The organism is Hymenobacter canadensis, assembly GCF_027359925.1.
Taxonomy (GTDB): Bacteria; Bacteroidota; Bacteroidia; order Cytophagales; family Hymenobacteraceae; genus Hymenobacter; species Hymenobacter canadensis.
The window spans coordinates 3,112,792-3,131,504 of sequence record NZ_CP114767.1; the positions used below are offsets into that span (position 1 = coordinate 3,112,792).

The window sequence follows — 18,713 nt, forward strand, 5'->3', positions numbered from 1 at the left end:
CAGCCGCTTTCAGCTTCTGCCTTTCGGCTTCAGAATTACATGTGAATCGCGCGGTTCTCGGTGGCCGCCAAACACGCTTCTTTCATGGCTTCGGCGTAGGTAGGGTGGGCATGGCTCATGCGGGCCACGTCCTCGGCGGAGGCGCGGAACTCCATGGCCGTTACGGCTTCGGCAATGAGGTCGGCGATGCGGGGGCCAATCATGTGCACGCCCAGGATTTCGTCGGTTTCTTTGTCGGCCAGCACTTTCACGAAGCCGTCGAGGTCCATGGAGGCGCGGGCGCGGCCCGAGGCGCGGAACGGGAACGAGCCGGTTTTGTAGGCCTTGCCCTGCTCCTTCAGCTGCTCCTCGGTGTAGCCCACGGCGGCCACTTCGGGCCAGGTGTACACCACGCCGGGGATGAGCAGGTAGTTGATGTGTGGCTTCTGGCCGGCAATGGTTTCGGCCACGAACACGCCTTCTTCCTCAGCCTTATGGGCCAGCATAGCGCCCCGAATCACGTCGCCGATGGCGTAGATGCCGGGCACGGAGGTTTGCAGGTGCTCATCAACCTTGATGCGGCCGCGCTCTTCCATCTGCACGCCGGAGGCTTCCAGGTTCAGGCCCGCCGTGAAGGGCGAGCGGCCTACGGCCACCAGGCAGTAGTCGCCCTCAAACTTCACTTCCTCGCCCTTGGGGTTGGTAGCGGTTACGGTCACGGCGTCGCCCTCGCGGGTGGCACCGGTTACCTTGTGGCTCAGGAAAAACTCGATGCCGATTTTGCCCAGGATGCGCTTGAGCTCCTTGCCCAGGCCGCGGTCCATGGTCGGGATGAGCGAATCCATGAATTCCACCACCGACACTTTCGCGCCGAGGCGGGCGTAGATGGAGGCCATTTCGAGGCCAATCACGCCGCCGCCAATCACCACCATGTGCTTGGGCACTTCGCGGATGTTCAGGGCCTCAGTGCTGGTGATGATGCGCTCCTTGTCCTGGCCGATGAAGGGCAGCACAGTGGGCTTGGAGCCGGTGGCAATGATGACGTTCTTGGTTTCGATCTGCTGGGCCTCGCCGCCGCCGGTGGGCACAATGCTGATGTGGTTCTTATCCACGAACGAGCCGACGCCGTGCAGCACGTCGATTTTGTTCTTTTTCATCAGGTAGATGATGCCATCGGTGTTGGCTTTCACCACGCCGTTCTTACGGTCAATCATCTGATTCATGTTCACCTGCAGGTCGCTCAGCTCAATGCCGTGCTCTTTGAAGGTGGTGTGGGCGTTGTGGAAGTGCTCGGTGGAGTCGAGCAGAGCCTTGCTGGGGATGCAGCCCACGTTGAGGCAGGTGCCGCCCAGGGTGTCGTATTTCTCGATGAGGGCGGTTTTGAGGCCCAACTGGGAGCAGCGGATGGCCGCCACATAGCCGCCGGGGCCGGAGCCGATGACGGTAACGTCGTATTGGTTCATGCTAAGGCAAATTCGGTGAGAATCAACTGGGGCGAAGGTACGGAAGGGGAGTTTGGGAAGCTGTGAATTTATGTAAACGCCGCCCAACCGCACCAGCAGCCCCATGGCCCGACGCAACAGAGCTCCTTCCCCACACGTGAGGAAGGAGCTCTGTTGCGTCGGACTTTCTAGCGCCCGCTGCTACTGAATGCGGCTGGTGCACGCACGCTTAGGTTTACACTGCCAGTTGCCTCACCTGCGCCCGCAGCACCTCGCGGGCAATGCCCAGATTGGTGCTACCGGACGCCACCACTAAATAGATAAACCGCTGGCCGTCGGGTGTGAGCTGCAGCAGATGAAGCTGGCTGGACAGCGTGATGAGAATATCCCCCAGCTGCTCGTCAGCCAGTTGGAGCTCGGCCATGGCCTGCTGCTTGAGCTTCACCACCTGAGCATTGAACGTGGCCGCCGTAGCCGGGTCGATGGCCGCCGTGGTGGCGTGGGCCGCCAGGCTGGTTCCCGATGCCACGTCTACCACGGCCACGGCCAGTAGTTCGGGCAGCTCGACCCGCACCTGCTCAATTACCTGCGCAGCAAGTGGGTCGGGCGGCGGTGGCGGTTTCACGCGCCTGGTCGGACGGGGCGCTTTTCTTCGGTACGATTTCGGTTTCACGCAAAGGGAGTACTACAAACACAGGACGCGAGCAGCACCTAGAACTGCCACCAATGGCGCTTTTTCGCTTGCTGCTGGGGCAGCAGCGTTACGTTGGAAATAGTGCTCTTCTGCACGGTCAGCTCTTCGTCCTGGTAGCCACCGTAGCCATACTTGAGCGTGGCGGTACCGGCTGGCACCTGCATCAGGTATTCGCCGTCGGAGTTGGTAGATACGCCGTGGCGGCTGCCCGGGTGCAGCACCGTGGCGCCCACCAGCGGCGCGCCGTTCTCATTCAGAATCCGGCCGCGCACCGTCATGGTGCGGGCGGCCATCAGGGAGGCAGAGGCAGAAGTGGTGGCGGCTTCGGCTGCCGTAGCCGCTTCGGTTGGGGCGGCGGCCATGTCGGTGGGCAGGTTGTCGGCAGTGGGTGTGCGCTCGGTGGGCAGATGCGTGCCCGCGAATACCATGGAGCCCAGCAGCGCGGCCGAAGCTACCAGGGTGGTAGCGCGCCGGCGAAAGCGCACCGGCTCGGCCCGGATGTGCTGCACCTGCTTTTGTACCCAAGTGGGCGCGGCCACAGCCTCTGCCGCGTGCAGTTCCTGCCAGCGGCTCAGGGTTTCGTGGGCCTGGTCGTCGTCGCGGCCCAGGTAGCTTTCCACGGCCTGGGCCGAGGACCGGCTCAGGTCGCCGTTGAGGTAGGCATCCCGGTAGACGGGCAGCAGCTCGCCGGTTTGCGGATCGAAGGGGGAAGCAGTCAGTTTCATACGCGTAAAACAGATGAGGTGAGAAGAAACAAACAGCGCTGCCGCTGGCTCCGCGCTAGCCTTCGCACGAGCGGATTACGGCGCGGGCAATGCCCAGATTGGTGTCGCGGCAATCGACGGCCACGTACAGGAAACGGTCGTTGGGCAATAGCCGGAGCAAATGCAGCTGGTGCCGAAGCGTTATCAGAATCTCTTCCAGCGCTTCCTCCGCGGGCAGGCCCAGCGCCTGCAGGGCCCGGCGCTGCTGGCGCACCACGTCGGCGTTGTGGCCCAAGGCTTTGGGCAGGTTGAACTCGCGGGAAGTGGTGTAAGTAGCCAGCGCCTGCCCCGATTCGATGGCTACCACGGCCGCGCCAAGCAGCTCCGGCAGCCCGGCCAGCACCTGCCGGAGCTGGGTGGCGGCGGCCGTCGCCGCCGGCCCGGCATCGGCCGGCACCACCTTGTTGATGGCCGGGCCCGCCAGCGCCTGTATGCGTTGAAGAAACGGAATCTGCATTATAGGCCTAAAAAGCGGGCAAACACCTTCAAATCAGCAATAAACGATACGCCCCAAAAGGCCCTAAACGCTTGGCGCAGAGGCGGCCTTGCCGCCTCTGCGCCGAAGTCGCCTGGTTAGTTGAGCTGGCTGGCGTGGGTGCGCAGCACATCCCGGGCAATGGCCAGGTTGGTGTCGCGGGAGTTAACGACCAGATAGATAAACTTGCTTCCGTTATCGTTTAGCCGGATCAGGTGCAGCTGGTTGGTAAGCGAGATGAGAATATCCTGAATAGACTCTCCCTGCAGTTTCAGGGCCGTCATGGCTTTCTGCTTCTGCTTCACCACTTCCGTGTTGTAGGCAGCAGCGGTATCGGGGTTGAGGGCCGGCGAGTTGGAGTGCGAAGCCAGGCTCATGCCCGAATTGACTTCCACTACGGCAATGGCAACCAGGCCCGGCAGATCGGTGATGACATCCTGGACTATTTTACCGGCGGGGTTGTTGACTGAGTAAGCCATGGTACTGGGAGAAGATAAAAAAAAGGGAAGAAAGAGGTAGTAGCCGGCCGGCCGGTACGCAGTTGATACCAGCCATGGAAAGGGTACTGTCAGAAAACCCTGCCCGCCTGCTGCAGCCCAGCTGGCATGGTCATCTGCTTTCTACAAAAATCATGACTTGGCCAGCTAAAAAAAATGACTGCCCTTATGCTAGAAAATGATTTTAATTAAACTTTTCCCACGCCAGATATTGCGGGAATCATTATGAGAATTACATAGTATAATTTAATTGATTGTTAAATAACTACAACAATCAACGCCTTTTGCTGGTGCCAGCCGCAACTGCGCGCGGCGGCACCAGCCTAGCCGGTGCCGCCGCGCGGTCTGAAAAACAAGAACAGCCTTACTGATACCGCTGCCTACTCCTGCGGCGCGCACATTTTCTGCAGCCGGGGCAGATCCAGCACCATAATGCGGCTGCCCTGGGTGGCCACCAGCCCTTCGTCCCGCAACTCAGACAGCAGGCGGCTGGCCGTTTCTTTGGCCGTACTGGTGAGGGCGGCCAGGTCGTCGCGCGAAATGGGGATGCTGAACGGGGCCGGGGTTTCGGGACGGAAGAAGTGATAGAGCAGCACCAGGGCTTCGGCCAGCCGCTCGCGCACGGGCTTGTAGGCCGTGTGCAGCACCTGCTGCTGGGTGGCGCTCAGCACCTCAGACAGCCGCCGCATCAGTGCGTGCGAAAACCGTGAGTTCTGCTCCAGCAGACTGTAGAAGTCGGGACGCGGCACCAGGCACACCACACAGTCGGTGAGGGCCACCGCCGTAGCATCGTAGAGGCCGCCGGTACAGAGCGGCTGAAACCCAAGCACGTCGCCTTCCTTGCGTAGGCTCAGGATCTGTTCTTTGCCGTCGCTACTCAGTTTGGACACCTTGACCCGGCCCTGATGAATGCAGTAGAGCCCAGCCGGCCGGTTGCCGTGCTGAAAAATAATCTGGCCCCGCTGGTAGTACTGCGATACTTTGCTGTCCGAAAGCATCGCCAGCTCGCTGAGTTGGCAGGTGCCCAGCAACGACCGGCTTACGTAGCGGCAGTTCTGGCAATTACTCGGGGCGGAAGATGATATGAGAACCATTTTGCTGGAGTTACAACATAATTGACAGACTTGTATCGGGCAATATCCCGATGGCCACTCTGGGGCTATTTGCCGAGGGCTGCATACCAGTCTTTCAGCAAGCCTTTACCAACAATGCAGGCAAATCAACCCCCAAAAATACAAGTTTTCAACCTGACACCAAGAGAGCCTACTCAATTTTATCATCCCCCAAATCCATACAAGAGGCATTATACGTATTCCAATAGACTTCTAATAAAGCTATTGCATTTCTCGCCTTTCCTAAAATAAGACAACTTTTCTCGTAACCAGTCAGAAAATGTCTTAACGCTCCTGTTAAGGCCCTCGGCCCGAGTCCTGTTTTGAGAATAGCAGGCTCCGGAGCAGGCTGGCAGAAAACGGGCGTAGGTTTGCGCCTTCATGCTGCTGCCTATGCCTACCCTGCCCCGCCCCCTGATTCTGCTGGCTTTGCTGGCACTGTACCTGATCTGGGGCTCCACGTACCTGGCCACGAAGGTGGCACTGGGCTCCTGGCCGCCGTTTCTGCTGTCGGCCTCGCGGTTTCTGCTGGCGGGCACGCTGCAATACGGGGCCATGCGCCTGAGCGGGGCCGCCGCCGCCAGCCGGCAGGAATGGGGCCGGGCCGCCGTGGTGGGCTTCTGCCTGCCACTGTTCGGCAACGGGGCCACGGTATTTGCGCAGCAGTACATTCCGTCGGGGATGGCGGCGCTGCTGGTAGCCACGGTGCCCATGTTTCTGGTGCTGCTGGGCTGGGCGGCGGGCCTCACGGCGCGCCCGACGGGCAAGGTGCTGCTGGGGCTGGCCCTGGGGTTGGGCGGGCTGGGCTTGCTGATGAGCCAGCGCAGCGCGGCGCCGGTGCTGCTGCCGGGCCACCCGGGCATTGGGGTGGCGGCGGTGCTGCTGGCGGCCTTTATGTGGTCGGTGGGCTCGTTGTATTCCAAGAAGAAGCCCATTGCCGGCTCGCCGTTTCTAGGCGTGGGCATGCAGATGCTGTGCGGCGGCGGGTTTCTGCTGGTGGCGGGCCTGCTGCACGGCGAGGCCTCGGCCTACGACCTGAGCGCCGTGCCACTAAAAGCCTGGGGCGCGTTTGCCTACCTGGTCGTGTTCGGCTCATTCGTGGCGTTTTCGGCCTACATCTGGCTGCTGCGGGTGGTGGAGCCAGCACTGGCAGGCACCTATGCCTTCGTGAACCCCGTGGTGGCGGTGCTGCTGGGCGGGCTGTTTGCGGGCGAAAGCCTGAACGCCGGCATGCTGGGTGGCGCGGCCCTGATTGTGGCGGCCGTGGCGCTGGTGGTGCTGGGCGGCCGGCAGCCGAAGCGGCCGGCCCAGGATTCCCAGGGTTGAAACCCTGGGCTACGTAGCGGTTTGCGGGTGCCGGTTGAACGGTGTAGAGACGCAATATTTTGCGTCTCGTCGTTGCTGAGGTTGTTATAAATGTGTGGGTCCGGCCATTCAACGACGAGACGCGAAGTGTCGCGTTTCTGCACCGTTCCGTTGGCCTAACGACATCAGATGGTAGCAACTGCTCGGCTGACACTGAAGTCAGCGAAACGGCAGGCATCCACGCCGCGGCAACCATCGTTCAACGACACACGCACCGGGAGCTTCCTGTTACTTTCGACTATGTCCCGACTTTCCTGTTCCACTGCCTTCCTGCTCGGCCTCGGCTTTCTTGCTGCCTGCCAGATGACTAAACCTGCTTCTTCACCCACTGCCGGCGCCCCGGCGGCCGCGCCTCCCGCACCTGTGTGGCAGTCGGCGGCCTACACCGTCTACCGCGACTCGCTGGTGCAGGGCCGCCACACGGCGCGGGCCCTCTCGCGCCAGCAGCTGACGAGCAACTACCAGAGCCCGGCCAACGCGTTTCAGAGCCCGCAGATCAGCTTCACGTTCAGCCTCAACGGCAAGGATAACGAAATGGCGCCGGGCCAGGACCACCAGTTTCTGGCACTACCGGCCGCCGGGGGCATGGCCCTAGAAACCCCGGTTATCGTGTTCGGGCAGCAGCACCTAGATAAGCGGCCGGTGCCAGCCAACCAGTACCTGGCGCCCAACACGCCGCTCACCATCCGGCTGGACCTGCGGCCGCTGCTGGCGGCGTTCCGCAAGCAGGGCTACTACACGCTCTACAATGGCCAGAAGCTGTACGAGGCCGATTTCAAGCACGTATTCGTGGCCGGCAACACCGCGCCGCTGAGCTGGGACTTCGACAACCTTATTAACAAGCCGTCGCTGGAGCTGAAAGACCCCGATGGCAACGGCATCTACGAAACCACGGTGGTGCTCAACGCCCACTCCGACCAGAAAACCACGGCGGGCACCTGGAACGCCAGCCTCGACGTATCGGCGTTTCCGCAGCTCACTTCTGATTTTCCACTGCTCGATGCGCTGTATAATATGGCGCTGGAAGAAGCCCGGCGCGCCGTGGAGCCCGACGGCACGTTCCGCACCGGCCAGGAGTGGGCCGGCGTCTGGACCCGCGACATCAGCTACAGCATCATCCTGAGCCAGGCGCTGCTGCAGCCGGAAGTAGCCAAAACCAGTTTGCTGCGCAAAGTCACGCCCGAGGGCCGCATCATTCAGGACACCGGCACCGGCGGCGCCTACCCCGTTTCCACCGACCGGATTATCTGGGCCACAGCGGCCTGGGAAATCTACCTCACTACCGGCGACGAAGAATGGCTGCGCCAGGTGTACCCCATCATCCGGCGCACCATCGAAGACGACGAGCAGGTGGCGTACGATGCGCAAACCCATCTGGTGCGCGGCGAATCGTCGTTTCTGGACTGGCGCGAACAAACCTACCCCAAGTGGATGCAGCCCGCTGACATCTACCAGAGCGAAAACCTGGGCACCAACGCCGCGCATTATCAGGGCAACATCGTGCTGGGTTTGATGGCCGAAAAGCTGGGCGAAACCGCCGTGGCGCGCGACGCGCAAACCCGCGCCGCTCGTATCAAACAGGGCATCAACCAGCACCTGTGGCTGGACGACCGGGGTTACTACGGCCAGTTCCGCTACGGCCGCGTGCACCAGCAGGTGTCGCCGAAAGCAGAGGCGCTAGGCGAGGCACTGGCAGTGCTGTTTGGCGTGGCCGAAGGCAGCCGGCCGCAGACCGTGGTGGCCCACACGCCCGTTATGGACTACGGAGTACCGTGCATCTACCCGCAGATTTCCGGCATTCCGCCCTACCACAACAACGCCGTGTGGCCCTTCGTGCAAAGCTATTGGGGGCTGGCAGCGGCCAAAGTCGGCAACGAAACGGCTTTCCTGGAGAGCCTGATGGCCGTGGCCCGGCCCGCGGCGCTGTTTCTCACCAACAAGGAAAACTTCGTGGCCAGCAACGGCGACTTCGCCGGCACCCAGATCAACAGCAGCAACATGCTCTGGAGCCTCTCGGGCGCGCTGGGTCTGGTGTATAAGGGGTTGTTTGGCATGGATTTTCAGGCCGATCAGCTCACGTTCCGGCCGTTTGTGCCGCAGGCGTTGGCGGGCACCCGCCGGCTCACCAACCTCCGTTACCGGGGGGCCGTGCTGGATATCGAAATGACCGGCTTCGGCCAGGGCTACCACCGGATTACGCTGGACGGGCAGCCACTGCCCGATGGCACCATTCCGGCCACCCTCACCGGCGCCCACACCATCCGGATTGAGCTGAACAATCTGCCGCTGGCGGCCTCGTCGCAAAACAAAGTAACCCACCACGTAGCGCCGCCCACGCCCGCTGTACGTTATGCGGCCGGCGCCCTGGCGTGGCCGTCCGTGGAGGGCGCCCGCGCCTATCAGGTGCTGCGCAACGGCCAGTTTGCCGCCCGCACCACCGAATCCACTTATCCCGTACCCGGCGGCCAGCCTTTCGGCGAATATCAGGTGGTGGCCATTGATGCCCAGGGTTTCGAGAGCTTCGCCAGTGAGCCGGTGGTGCCGGAGGCGGCCCGCTACACGCAGGTTGTGGAAATTGAGACGGCCGCACCTAGGTCGGCTAAAGCGTACAGAGGCTACACTGGTAAAGGCTTCGTGGAAGTCAGTAAGACGTTGAACCGCCGCCTCGCGGTGCCCGTATCGGTGCCGACGACGGGCCACTATGCCCTCGATTTCCGCTACGCCAACGGCAACGGCCCCATCAACACCAGCAACAAGTGCGCTATCCGCACGCTACGCCTCGGCGCGCAGCTGCTGGGCACGGTGGTGCTGCCGCAGCGCGGCGTGAACGAGTGGTCGGACTGGGGCTACTCCAACCCGATTATAGTGCAGCTGCCCCGCGGCAAGTCAGTGCTGACCCTGACGCTGGCCCCGGCCAACGAGAACATGAACGGCGCCGTAAACGAGGCCATATTGGATCAACTGCGGCTTGTGCGAGTTGAGTAATGATCCAGGAGTGAGATAAAACACCCCATTAATAGAATATTAGAGAGAAAAGATAAAATTTTCACCGCTCCGTAGCGAATGACTTACAACTTGCGTAAATTCGCTACGTAGTTGGTAGCCCACCCTGTATACTCCTTTGTCTATGCAAACCTCTGCTCCGCGCCACGACATTCAGACCGAAGGCGACATCAAGACGCTCGTTGATATGCTGTGCCACAAAGCCACGCAGGACACGCTGCTGGGAGCCAGCTTTGGGGCCGCTGCCCGCATCCACTGGCCGCACTATCTCACGTCGCAGTACCGCTACTGGAGCAGCACGCTGCTTGGCCAAGGCGTTGCTGAAGGAGAGCCGTTGCCAGAGCAGGTGGCTTTACCACGGAGTGGAGCCCACGTTGAGCATTGGCTGAACCTGTTTTCCTCGACGGTAGAAGAATATTTTACCGGCTCCAAAGCCGAAGAGGCGAAGCACCTGGCCCGCCAGATGGCCACCCGCCTCAGCGCCTCCCGCACCCGCGAGCTGCCCGTCGACTAAATCACGGATTTAACCGGATTGGTCGGATTTCACGGATTTTGCAGTCAGCGCAAACACTGCTTTTCTTACTTGAATCATAACAAAAAAGAGGCTTGCCAATCGGCAAGCCTCTTTTTCGTTATCGGTCATGAAATCCGTGAAATCCGACTAATCCGGTTAAATCCGTGATTTAGACGCCCAGCAGCAGACGGGTCGGGTCTTCGAGCAGCTCCTTCACGCGCACCAGGAACGATACCGACTCGCGGCCGTCGATGATGCGGTGGTCGTAGCTCAGGGCGAGGTACATCATCGGGCGAATCACCACCTGGCCGTTTTCGGCAATCGGGCGCTGCACGATGTTGTGCATGCCCAGGATGGCCGACTGCGGGGCGTTGATGATCGGAGTGCTCATCATGGAGCCGAACACGCCGCCGTTGGTGATGGTGAACGTGCCACCGGTCATCTGCTCGATGGTGAGCTTGTTGTCGCGGGCCAGGCCGGCGAGGCGCTGGATTTCCTTCTCGATACCATCAAACGACAGCTCCTCGGCGTTGCGGATTACTGGTACCACGAGGCCTTTGGGGGCCGATACGGCAATGCTGATGTCGCAGAAGTCGTTGTACACGATGTCGGTGCCGTCGATCTGGGCATTCACGGCGGGCCACTCTTTCAGGGCCACGCACACGGCCTTGGTGAAGAACGACATGAAACCGAGGCCCACGCTGTGCTTCTCCTTGAACTTGTCCTTGAACTTGTTGCGCAGGTCCATGATGGGCTGCATGTTCACCTCGTTGAAGGTGGTGAGCATGGCCGTTTCGTTCTTCACCGACACTAGGCGGCGGGCGACGGTCTTGCGCAGGTTGCTCATCCGCTCACGGCGCTGGTTGCGGTTGCCGCTGGCGGCCGGAGCTGCTTGCGGAGCCGCAGCCGGTTTGGCAGGAGCAGCAGCGGCCGGAGCCGGCGCGGCGGGCTTGGCCTGGGCGTTCTGGGCATCCTCTTTCGTGATGCGGCCGTCGCGGCCCGAGCCCTGCACGTCGGCGGGGCTGATGCCTTTTTCGCCGAGGATTTTGCCGGCGGCCGGCGAAGGCGTGCCCGTGGCGTAGCTGATAGTAGCCGAAGCCGCCGGAGCAGTAGCGGCCGGAGCAGCCTGGGCAGCAGCAGCAGGAGCAGCGGCGGGAGCCGGAGTCGGAGCGGCGGCACCGCTGCCACCTTCGATGCGGGCAATGGTAGCACCGATACCGATGGTTTCGCCTTCCTTGGCGGCGTGGCGCAGGATACCGGTGCCTTCGGCGGGCAGCTCAAACGTGGCCTTATCCGATTCCAGCTCGGCAATGATTTCGTCGCGCTGTACCTGGGCACCGTCTTCCTTCAGCCACTTGGCCACCGTCACTTCCGTGATGCTCTCGCCCACGGCCGGAATCGTCATTTCCACGGTAGCACCGCCGCCGTTGCCGGCAGCCGGAGCAGCAGCGGCCGGAGCACCGGCAGCACCGCCTTCTGGCTGGCCGCCGTAGCCGGCCTGGTCGCTGGCTTTGGGGTTTTGCTCACCCTGGCTTACCGGGTCGGCAGCAGGAGCGGCGGGGGCACTGGCAGCCGGAGCCGCAGCAGCCGGCGCGGCCGCACCGTCGCCGTCGATTTCGGCAATGGTGGTGCCGATACCGATGGTTTCGCCCTCGGCAACGCGGATTTTCAGCACGCCGTCGGCCTCGGCGGGCAGCTCGAACGTGGCTTTGTCGGATTCCAGCTCGGCCAGAATCTCGTCACGCTTCACGGTGTCACCGTCGGCTTTCAGCCACTTGGCAATGGTTACTTCGGTGATGGACTCGCCGACGGCGGGGATTTTAATTTCCAGACCCATAAGTGGGAGTTTTGAAGGGTTTCGGTGGGGAATGTCGGGGAAGTTGTCATTCCGACGCAGGAGGAATCTGAGAGAAGTCGTTGCACGTTTTCACTCAGATTCCTTGCGCTGCTCGGAATGACACAGGACTAATCCTGCTTCTTGGCTACTTCGGCGGTGGCTTTGATGTTGTCGTCGGCCACGGCTTCCTTGGGCTTGTCGAAGGCACGGGCCACGATGTCCTTCTGCTCCTTCACGTGCACCTTGTTGTAGCCGGTAGCCGGCGAGGCCGAGGGCTTGCGCGAAATAACATCTTCCAGCTCGCGGCGCATGAAGCGCAGCAGGTAGTTCCAGTAGCCCATGTTTTCGGGCTCTTCCTGCACCCAGTACAGCTTGGCCTTGGGGTACTTGGCCAGCTCGGCGTCGAGCTGCTTTTTGGGGAAGGGGTGCAGCTGCTCGAGGCGCACAATGGCCACATCAGTACGGCCCGACTGCTGCTGCTCGTCCAGCAAATCGAAGTACACTTTACCCGAGCACAGCAGCACGCGCTTCACCTTCTTGGCGTCGGCGTACACGTCGCCGAGCACTTCGCGGAAGTGGCCGGAGGTGAACTCCTCCACCGGCGACACGCACAGCGGGTGGCGCAGCATAGACTTCGGCGACATCACCACCAGCGGCTTGCGGAACTCCCAGGTCAGCTGGCGGCGCAGCGCGTGGAAGAAGTTGGCCGGCGTGGTCATGTTGGCCACGATGATGTTGTTTTCAGCGGCCAGCTGCAGGAACCGCTCGGGGCGGGCGTTGGAGTGCTCCGGGCCCTGGCCTTCGTAGCCGTGGGGCAGCTGCAGCACCACGCCGTTCATGCGCTGCCACTTGCTTTCGCTGCTCACGATGAACTGGTCAATCATGGTCTGGGCACCGTTGGCGAAGTCGCCGAACTGCGCTTCCCAGATCACCAGAGCCGTAGGGTTGGCCATGGCGTAGCCGAATTCGAAGCCCAGCACAGCGTACTCGCTCAGCAGCGAGTTGTAGATGCTCAGCTTCTCCTGGCCTTCGCCAATGTAGTTGAGCGAGTTGTACGGGGCCGAGGTTTCGGCGTCGTGCAACACGGCGTGGCGGTGCGAGAACGTGCCGCGTTGCACGTCCTGGCCGCTTACGCGCACAATATGCTTCTCGTCGAGCAGGGAGCCGTAGGCCAGCAGCTCGCCGGCGGCCCAGTTCAGCATGCGCGTTTCGAAGAACATCTTCTTGCGCTCCTCCATCAGCTTTTCAATCTGCTTCAGGGGGCGGAAGCCTTCGGGCAGCGTGGTCAGGGCCTTGCCTACTTTGGCCACCACTTCCTCGCTGATGCCCGTTTCCGGCGACTTCTCGAAGTCCTCGGGCTTGCTGCGGCGCAGGCTGCGCCACTCGTTTTCGAGGGGCTGGTAGTTGTAGGGCAGCGGCTTCTGCTTCACCATATCCAGGCGGGCCTGCAGGGTGTCGCGGAACTCCTTGTCCATCTGCTGGGCCAGCTGCGCGTCCACGTCGCCGCGCTGCACCAGCATGGCGTTGTACACCTCGCGGGGGTTCTGGTGCTTGCTGATGAGGTTGTAGAGCGTGGGCTGGGTGAACTTGGGCTCGTCCGACTCGTTGTGGCCGTGGCGGCGGTAGCACACCATATCAATGAAGATATCGGCGTGGAACTGCTGGCGGTACTCGGTGGCGAGGCGCACAGCAAACACCACGGCTTCGGGGTCGTCGCCGTTCACGTGCAGCACCGGCGCGTCGATGATCTTCGCGAGGTCGGTGCTGTAAATCGAAGAGCGGGCGTCCTCGAAATCGGTGGTGAAGCCCACCTGGTTGTTGATCACGAAGTGCAGCGTGCCACCGGTGCGGTAGCCTTCCAGCAGCGACATCTGGGTCAGCTCGTAGCCGATGCCCTGGCCGGCCAGCGCCGCGTCTCCGTGGATGAGGATGGGCAGAATCTGGTGGTAGTCGCCGCCGTACTGGTGCTCAATTTTAGCGCGCACGAAGCCTTCCACTACCGGGTTCACCGCCTCCAGGTGGGAGGGGTTGGGGGCCAGCTTCAGGTTGACCTTGCGGCCACCCTCCGTTTCTACCTCCGACGAGTAGCCCATGTGGTACTTCACGTCGCCGTCGCCCATGGTCAGGTCCGGTACGGCCGTTCCCTCGAATTCCGAAAAGATCTGCTCGTAGGTTTTGCCCATGATGTTGGCCAGCACGTTCAGGCGGCCGCGGTGCGCCATGCCCAGCATTACCTCCTGCACGCCCAGCTCCGAGGCCTTATTAATAATAGCGTCGAGGGCCGGAATGGTGGTTTCGCCGCCTTCCAGCGAGAAGCGCTTCTGGCCCAGGAACTTCGTGTGCAGGAAGTTCTCGAACACCACCGCCTCGTTCAGCTTCTTGAGAATGCGCTTCTTGTACTCCACGCCGGGGTTGAAGCTCAGCGAGTCCTTCTCCACTTTCTCGCGGAACCAGTCGAGCACCTGCGGGTCGCGGATATACATATACTCGAAGCCGATGGTGCGGGTGTACACCTTCTGCAAGGCGGCCACAATCTCGCGTAGCGTGGCTTCCGAGCCCAGGCCCAGCACTTCGCCGTTCTTGAATTTGGTATCGAGGTCGGCGTCGCTCAACCCGAAGTCGGCAATGCTCAGGCGGGCCTTTCGGTCCTTCCGCTCACGCACCGGGTTGGTTTTAGCCACTAAGTGGCCGCGGCTGCGGTAGGCGTGAATGAGGTTGCGCACCTGCGTTTCCTTGTCGGCAGCCACCGTATCCACGGCCCGGATGGCCCCGGCTTGGTTGGTGCTGGCAGGCGTGGTCAACACGCCTTCGCCGTCGGCTTGCGGAATACCACCTTCGGGGTACTGCTGGGCGAAGTCGAAGCCTTCAAAGAATTTCTGCCAGCTCGCATCTACCGACTGCGGGTCGGCCTTATAAGACTGGTACAGGTTGTCGAGGTAGTCGCCGTGGGCGTTGGCGATATAGGAGTTGGCGTCCATGCGGTGGGAGATGGTAGTGTCAGGGGGTAAAGATAAATAGCCTGATCAGGAAGTAAAAACTGATATTCGCATGTGCAAATAAACCTTACCATCAATAATATAATTCCAATTCGTTGGTTAATCGGACTACGGGTAGCCAATCTATCAAATAAAAGAGAAAAGCCGTTTCTATTCGGTAGAAACGGCTTTTCGTAGGATTCAGGTATTTACTACTGAGGCAACGCCATCTTGAAGATGTAGTAGGGCTGGTCCTGCTTGCCGATGCCTTTGTTCCAGGTGGCGGTTTTGTGGATGGCCGAGGTGGTCACGTACAGGGTTTTGCCGTCGCCGGAGAAGGCAAACGTATCGGGCCACTCCAAGCGTGGGTCCTGCACCACCGTCTCGATTTTGCCGGCCGGCGTGCGGCGCTTGATGGAATGATCCTCGAAGGCACTCAGGTACAGATTGTTCTGGGCGTCGATTTCCATCCCGTCGGAGGCGGGCACTTTGCCCAGGTCCTCGATCTGCGAGGCCAGTTGGGCATCGGTGAGGGCCGGGTTGCGCAGGGCTTCCGTCTTAATGCGGAACAGGGTGTAGCTAGTCAGCGGCTTCCAGTAGAGGTATTGCATATCCTGGCTCAGGGCAATACCGTCGGCGTTGAACTGGGCGCGCTTGCCGGTGGGGTCCAGTAGCTCCTTGCCATCGGCCTTGATGTTGAGCGTAGTGTCGCCCATCATCGACGAGTGGCCCGCCAGCAGCTTGCGCGCCTTCCCCGACTTCAGATCCACCACCACCAGACTGCCCACGCCCGACTCGGTGATGTAGGCGTACTGGTTCTGGGTGTCGATGCGCACGTCGTTGAGGTAGGATTTGCGCGAGGCCACGCTTTCCGGGATGCTGATGTTCTGCACCACTTTGTCGGTTTTAGGGTCAATCTTGACCAGTTTGGGGCCGCCGGGCACGGTGCCCTTTATGCCGGGCGAGGCCGGGTCGAGCACCCACAGCATGCCGGTTTTATCGGCGTGCACGCTCTGGGGACAGATCCAGTGCTTTTGGGGCTCGTTTTTCACGGTCTCGTTCCAGGCGCACCAGTCGGCGTCGGGGTAGCCTTTCACGGAGCCGTCGGGCATCACCTCGGCAATGGGATTCACGGGGTTGTTGTCCCAGCGCGGGAAGTCGGCAAACACGCGGCCGTCGGGCAGCACGGCCACACCCACCATCTGCGGCTCCCGGAACTGGGCCACCACCTGCAGCGGCGAGTTGGCCGGCGCAACGGGCGCGGCCGTCTGGGTAGAGTCAGAAGAAGCGGCGGTGCCAGCGGCATCGGTAGCGGGCGAGGAGGGCGAAGAGCAAGCTGGCAACAAGGCCGCGGCCAACAGGCCCGTTGCCAGCCAGGAGTTCCGGTCAGGCAATGAGGAAGGGAAAGACATAGAAAGCAGTAGTTGGGAAATTAAGGCCAAGAGGCGGCGAAAAACCGGCTTCAATTCCATACGCGCACCCCGTCGAAGGGTTCCTGCCTTACCTGCAACCCTTTTCCTGATGCAGCCGTATGCGCCGGTCCTGAACAAGTAGCGGCTCTATCGGTTTTACTAAAACAGTTAGCAACAGGTGAAAAACCCGGTTCAAAAAAAAGTGTTACCTTTGAGCCCTCCAAAAAGCCAATATTTTACAAGTGCAATTGATTATAATTTTTATCTATATTTAGATCATAAAACGTCTTCCACTTGCTTGTTTTCGGCTTTTCAGGCCGCTGAATATACCTTACAGAGTGTTTTTACGCTGCTAATGCAGCTGGCGCACTTACCCAATAGCCGAGTCGGGCCGGCTGTCCATTCTCTCCGGACAAGAAGCGAGAGTCCACGAACCCAAACGTCATGTCCCTTGCCTTATTCCTATTAACCCTCCTCTTCCCACCCCATACTCTCACTGACTCGGCTCTTGCGCTGCCATCCACCATTGCCAGCATCAGCCCCCGTCCGGTACAGCTTCTGGTACCGGTGACGCCCATGCGGCGGCCCACTGCCCCTCCCCCATCGTTGTCGTACCACGTTACGGCAACCACTTACTGGCCCGAAGTGGGCCAGACCGACGATGCCCCGATGGAAACGGCCGATGGCTCCATCATTCCGGCACGTCATTCCAGCAAAACCCGCTGGCTCGCGGTATCCCGCGACCTACTTAACCACTGGGGCGGTCCATTCAAATACGGCGACAAAGTGCGCGTCAGCGGAATTTCCGCGGCTTTGGATGGAATTTACATCATTCACGACACCATGAACCGCCGCCACCGCCACTGCGTGGACGTGCTGGTGAATGAGCGGGAATGCAAAACCGGCCTTGAGGGCCGCTGGACGAATATCAAACTCAGCAAGTTTGTGTTCGAGCCTGCCTGGCAGGCCAGCTAGCCTGTAGTCCACCCAATTTTAGCTTTCCGCACCTTCTTCTGCCTGCGGCCCTTGGAACTGCTCCAGGTGCCGGGGCTGGCCATCTGCGTCGTATAACAGGCTGAGCGGCTGGGCCGGATCGGCCAGAATCTGCGCGAGCGGAATCTGCCACGGCTTCCACATTTCCAGCAACGACTGCGCGTAGCCACTGTTTTCCCAGGGGTTGAAGACGGCGCCCGTGACGTCGTCAATCAGCGTATCCATTACCAGCGTGGTGTCGCCGGGGTGCACGGCGCGCGGGTAATAGTCGGGCACCACATTGAGCAGATAGGCCCCGTAATACACCCGGGCCTTGAACTCCGCGACCTGCACCGGGTGCAGGGGCCGCTGCGCATCGTCGTAGACGCGGCGCATGGCCTGCCGGATGATGCCGTTATCCACGAGGCAGGCTACGAGCATGGTCTCGTCGAGCTTGATGGTGAACGTGAGCGTGCTCAAGTCATCGTCGTAGAAGAAGGGCAGCGCGTCTTCGCGCTGATCAACTTCCAGCAAAAACACGGAGCCCGGCACGAAGTCGTCGTATTCCATTGGCACGCGCAGGCCCTGAAACGGCTGGAAGAAGGCCTGGAAACGCCGGAACAGCTGGGCGTTTTCGGCCAGCGGATACTGGGGCCGGGCCAACGGCATCAGCTCATTGAGCAGCTCCGTCACCAGCACGCCGTAGAACATCTTGCCCAGCCACAGAAACAACGTCGGCTCATCCAGCTGGCGCAGGCCGGCCAGGCCCTGGGCGGCGGCCTGCTGCACGCGGGCTTCCAGCGGCTCTACGTGCCGGGTGCGGCACTGTGGGCAGCAGGCAATCTGTAGATCCTGGTAGCGCACAATGCTCATATCCAGCAGCTTGATCTGGCGCTCGTGCAGCTGGTAGCGGGCCATCAGCCACTCGGCAAACACAGGCACCGTATCCTGCCCGGGCACCGTGGGCGTGCCGCATAGAAAACAATGCTTCTGGCTGAACTGCATCCCAGTGAACGGGTCGTAGAGGGCCAGGGGCGAAAGAGACGGGAAAGCAGAACCAGATTCCATAGAGACGAAAGCAGCGAAGAGCCGCAAAAGTACGCCGCAGATACTGGCCTGCCGCTACCGGCCCACGACCCGATTAAGCACCAGGCCCCAACAACACGCGCGCCCCCACCTGTAGCAGGTGGGGGCGCGCGTGTTGTTGGGGCTTGGCTGATGAGGCGCCTGCGTGCCAGTAAATAGCCGGTTCCGGCTTAGCGCGACAGGGAAGACCCCATCTTGATCAGCACTTTGCCCAGGTGCATCAGCGGCCCTGAATAGCCGCCGTTCGACTCTTCGGCCACCTTCGTGGTTTCGGAGCCCAGCGTGGCCAGCGTTTCGGCCAGGTCATGCGATTGGGTATCGGAAGCCATGAGTTGAGCGCGCAGTGTGGCCAATTCCTGAATTATTTTTGCCAGGCCGGGGCGTTCCGAGGCTTTCAGCACCTGCTCCCAGCGCTCTATTTCGGTCAGGCCGTGTTGGTCGGGCTTGTCGGGCAGGCCGGCATTGAGCAGCGTGAGGGTATCCTCCAGCAAGGCAGTGTTTTGCTGGTCCGTTACCGCGAGTGGCACCGTCGGAACGGGGGTATTTTGGGGAGTGGAGGCCGTGGAATCCATGAGGGCAGAGTATG

15 protein-coding genes are annotated in these 18,713 nt (G+C 61.2%); 4 read left to right on the plus strand and 11 right to left on the minus strand.

The window, feature by feature from the left end; genetic code table 11:
- Positions 1 to 35: 35 nt before the first annotated feature.
- The 6 genes from lpdA to O3303_RS13430 all read right to left on the minus strand — a co-directional run bounded on the left by lpdA (position 36) and on the right by O3303_RS13430 (position 4,945).
- Positions 36 to 1,442, minus strand: coding sequence for a dihydrolipoyl dehydrogenase (gene lpdA / locus O3303_RS13405; protein WP_269558900.1), 1,407 nt, complete (start codon positions 1,440 to 1,442; stop codon positions 36 to 38).
- 214 nt (positions 1,443 to 1,656) lie between these two features.
- The gene (locus O3303_RS13410; RefSeq protein ID WP_269558901.1) at positions 1,657 to 2,046 is read right to left on the minus strand and encodes a hypothetical protein; all 390 of its coding nucleotides are present in this window, start codon (positions 2,044 to 2,046) and stop codon (positions 1,657 to 1,659) included.
- 86 nt (positions 2,047 to 2,132) lie between these two features.
- Positions 2,133 to 2,840, minus strand: coding sequence for a carboxypeptidase-like regulatory domain-containing protein (locus tag O3303_RS13415; protein WP_269558902.1), 708 nt, complete (start codon positions 2,838 to 2,840; stop codon positions 2,133 to 2,135).
- Between the two features lie 55 nt (positions 2,841 to 2,895).
- The gene (locus tag O3303_RS13420) at positions 2,896 to 3,336 is read right to left on the minus strand and encodes a hypothetical protein (protein WP_269558903.1); all 441 of its coding nucleotides are present in this window, start codon (positions 3,334 to 3,336) and stop codon (positions 2,896 to 2,898) included.
- 116 nt (positions 3,337 to 3,452) lie between these two features.
- Positions 3,453 to 3,833 (minus strand): hypothetical protein, encoded by a 381-nt coding sequence (locus O3303_RS13425; protein ID WP_269558904.1) that lies wholly within the window; start codon positions 3,831 to 3,833, stop codon positions 3,453 to 3,455.
- A gap of 398 nt (positions 3,834 to 4,231) precedes the next feature.
- A complete protein-coding gene (locus O3303_RS13430) occupies positions 4,232 to 4,945 on the minus strand; it encodes a Crp/Fnr family transcriptional regulator (protein WP_269558905.1) in 714 nt (237 codons plus the stop codon).
- Between the two features lie 411 nt (positions 4,946 to 5,356).
- Between O3303_RS13430 and O3303_RS13435 the strand changes: the two genes are divergently transcribed.
- From O3303_RS13435 to O3303_RS13445, 3 genes are all read left to right on the plus strand, one after another.
- Positions 5,357 to 6,289, plus strand: a complete 933-nt coding sequence (locus O3303_RS13435) for an EamA family transporter (protein ID WP_269558906.1) — start codon at positions 5,357 to 5,359, stop codon at positions 6,287 to 6,289.
- A gap of 279 nt (positions 6,290 to 6,568) precedes the next feature.
- Positions 6,569 to 9,313: an alpha-L-rhamnosidase-related protein gene (locus O3303_RS13440; RefSeq protein WP_269558907.1), complete on the plus strand. Its 2,745-nt coding sequence runs from the start codon at positions 6,569 to 6,571 to the stop codon at positions 9,311 to 9,313.
- Between the two features lie 142 nt (positions 9,314 to 9,455).
- Positions 9,456 to 9,845 (plus strand): group III truncated hemoglobin, encoded by a 390-nt coding sequence (locus O3303_RS13445; protein ID WP_269558908.1) that lies wholly within the window; start codon positions 9,456 to 9,458, stop codon positions 9,843 to 9,845.
- 169 nt (positions 9,846 to 10,014) lie between these two features.
- Here the strand turns inward: O3303_RS13445 and odhB are convergent, their stop codons facing one another.
- From odhB to O3303_RS13460, 3 genes are all read right to left on the minus strand, one after another.
- Positions 10,015 to 11,682, minus strand: a complete 1,668-nt coding sequence (odhB, locus tag O3303_RS13450) for a 2-oxoglutarate dehydrogenase complex dihydrolipoyllysine-residue succinyltransferase (protein WP_269558909.1) — start codon at positions 11,680 to 11,682, stop codon at positions 10,015 to 10,017.
- A gap of 128 nt (positions 11,683 to 11,810) precedes the next feature.
- Positions 11,811 to 14,660: a 2-oxoglutarate dehydrogenase E1 component gene (locus O3303_RS13455; protein ID WP_269558910.1), complete on the minus strand. Its 2,850-nt coding sequence runs from the start codon at positions 14,658 to 14,660 to the stop codon at positions 11,811 to 11,813.
- Between the two features lie 209 nt (positions 14,661 to 14,869).
- Positions 14,870 to 16,069: an SMP-30/gluconolactonase/LRE family protein gene (locus O3303_RS13460; protein ID WP_269558911.1), complete on the minus strand. Its 1,200-nt coding sequence runs from the start codon at positions 16,067 to 16,069 to the stop codon at positions 14,870 to 14,872.
- A 444-nt stretch (positions 16,070 to 16,513) separates the two neighbouring features.
- Between O3303_RS13460 and O3303_RS13465 the strand changes: the two genes are divergently transcribed.
- A complete protein-coding gene (locus tag O3303_RS13465; RefSeq protein ID WP_269558912.1) occupies positions 16,514 to 17,044 on the plus strand; it encodes an RlpA-like double-psi beta-barrel domain-containing protein in 531 nt (176 codons plus the stop codon).
- An 18-nt stretch (positions 17,045 to 17,062) separates the two neighbouring features.
- On the opposite strand, the gene O3303_RS13470 is transcribed toward O3303_RS13465, so the two are convergent.
- On the minus strand, positions 17,063 to 18,109 hold the full coding sequence (locus O3303_RS13470) for a hypothetical protein (protein ID WP_269558913.1): 1,047 nt from the start codon (positions 18,107 to 18,109) through the stop codon (positions 17,063 to 17,065).
- A gap of 188 nt (positions 18,110 to 18,297) precedes the next feature.
- Positions 18,298 to 18,699 (minus strand): hypothetical protein, encoded by a 402-nt coding sequence (locus O3303_RS13475; RefSeq protein WP_269558914.1) that lies wholly within the window; start codon positions 18,697 to 18,699, stop codon positions 18,298 to 18,300.
- Between the last annotated feature and the right edge of the window lie 14 nt (positions 18,700 to 18,713).

Excerpts from the sequence above, each read along its gene's own strand:
- lpdA (WP_269558900.1), bottom strand. The coding sequence starts at position 1,442 with ATGAACCAATACGACGTTACCGTCATCGGCTCCGGCCCCGGCGGCTAT.
- O3303_RS13415 (WP_269558902.1), bottom strand. The coding sequence starts at position 2,840 with ATGAAACTGACTGCTTCCCCCTTCGATCCGCAAACCGGCGAGCTGCTG.
- O3303_RS13420 (WP_269558903.1), bottom strand. The coding sequence starts at position 3,336 with ATGCAGATTCCGTTTCTTCAACGCATACAGGCGCTGGCGGGCCCGGCC.
- O3303_RS13425 (WP_269558904.1), bottom strand. The coding sequence starts at position 3,833 with ATGGCTTACTCAGTCAACAACCCCGCCGGTAAAATAGTCCAGGATGTC.
- O3303_RS13430 (WP_269558905.1), bottom strand. The coding sequence starts at position 4,945 with ATGGTTCTCATATCATCTTCCGCCCCGAGTAATTGCCAGAACTGCCGC.
- O3303_RS13435 (WP_269558906.1), top strand. The coding sequence starts at position 5,357 with ATGCCTACCCTGCCCCGCCCCCTGATTCTGCTGGCTTTGCTGGCACTG.
- O3303_RS13440 (WP_269558907.1), top strand. The coding sequence starts at position 6,569 with ATGTCCCGACTTTCCTGTTCCACTGCCTTCCTGCTCGGCCTCGGCTTT.
- O3303_RS13445 (WP_269558908.1), top strand. The coding sequence starts at position 9,456 with ATGCAAACCTCTGCTCCGCGCCACGACATTCAGACCGAAGGCGACATC.
- odhB (WP_269558909.1), bottom strand. The coding sequence starts at position 11,682 with ATGGGTCTGGAAATTAAAATCCCCGCCGTCGGCGAGTCCATCACCGAA.
- O3303_RS13455 (WP_269558910.1), bottom strand. The coding sequence starts at position 14,660 with ATGGACGCCAACTCCTATATCGCCAACGCCCACGGCGACTACCTCGAC.
- O3303_RS13460 (WP_269558911.1), bottom strand. The coding sequence starts at position 16,069 with ATGTCTTTCCCTTCCTCATTGCCTGACCGGAACTCCTGGCTGGCAACG.
- O3303_RS13465 (WP_269558912.1), top strand. The coding sequence starts at position 16,514 with ATGTCCCTTGCCTTATTCCTATTAACCCTCCTCTTCCCACCCCATACT.
- O3303_RS13470 (WP_269558913.1), bottom strand. The coding sequence starts at position 18,109 with ATGGAATCTGGTTCTGCTTTCCCGTCTCTTTCGCCCCTGGCCCTCTAC.
- O3303_RS13475 (WP_269558914.1), bottom strand. The coding sequence starts at position 18,699 with ATGGATTCCACGGCCTCCACTCCCCAAAATACCCCCGTTCCGACGGTG.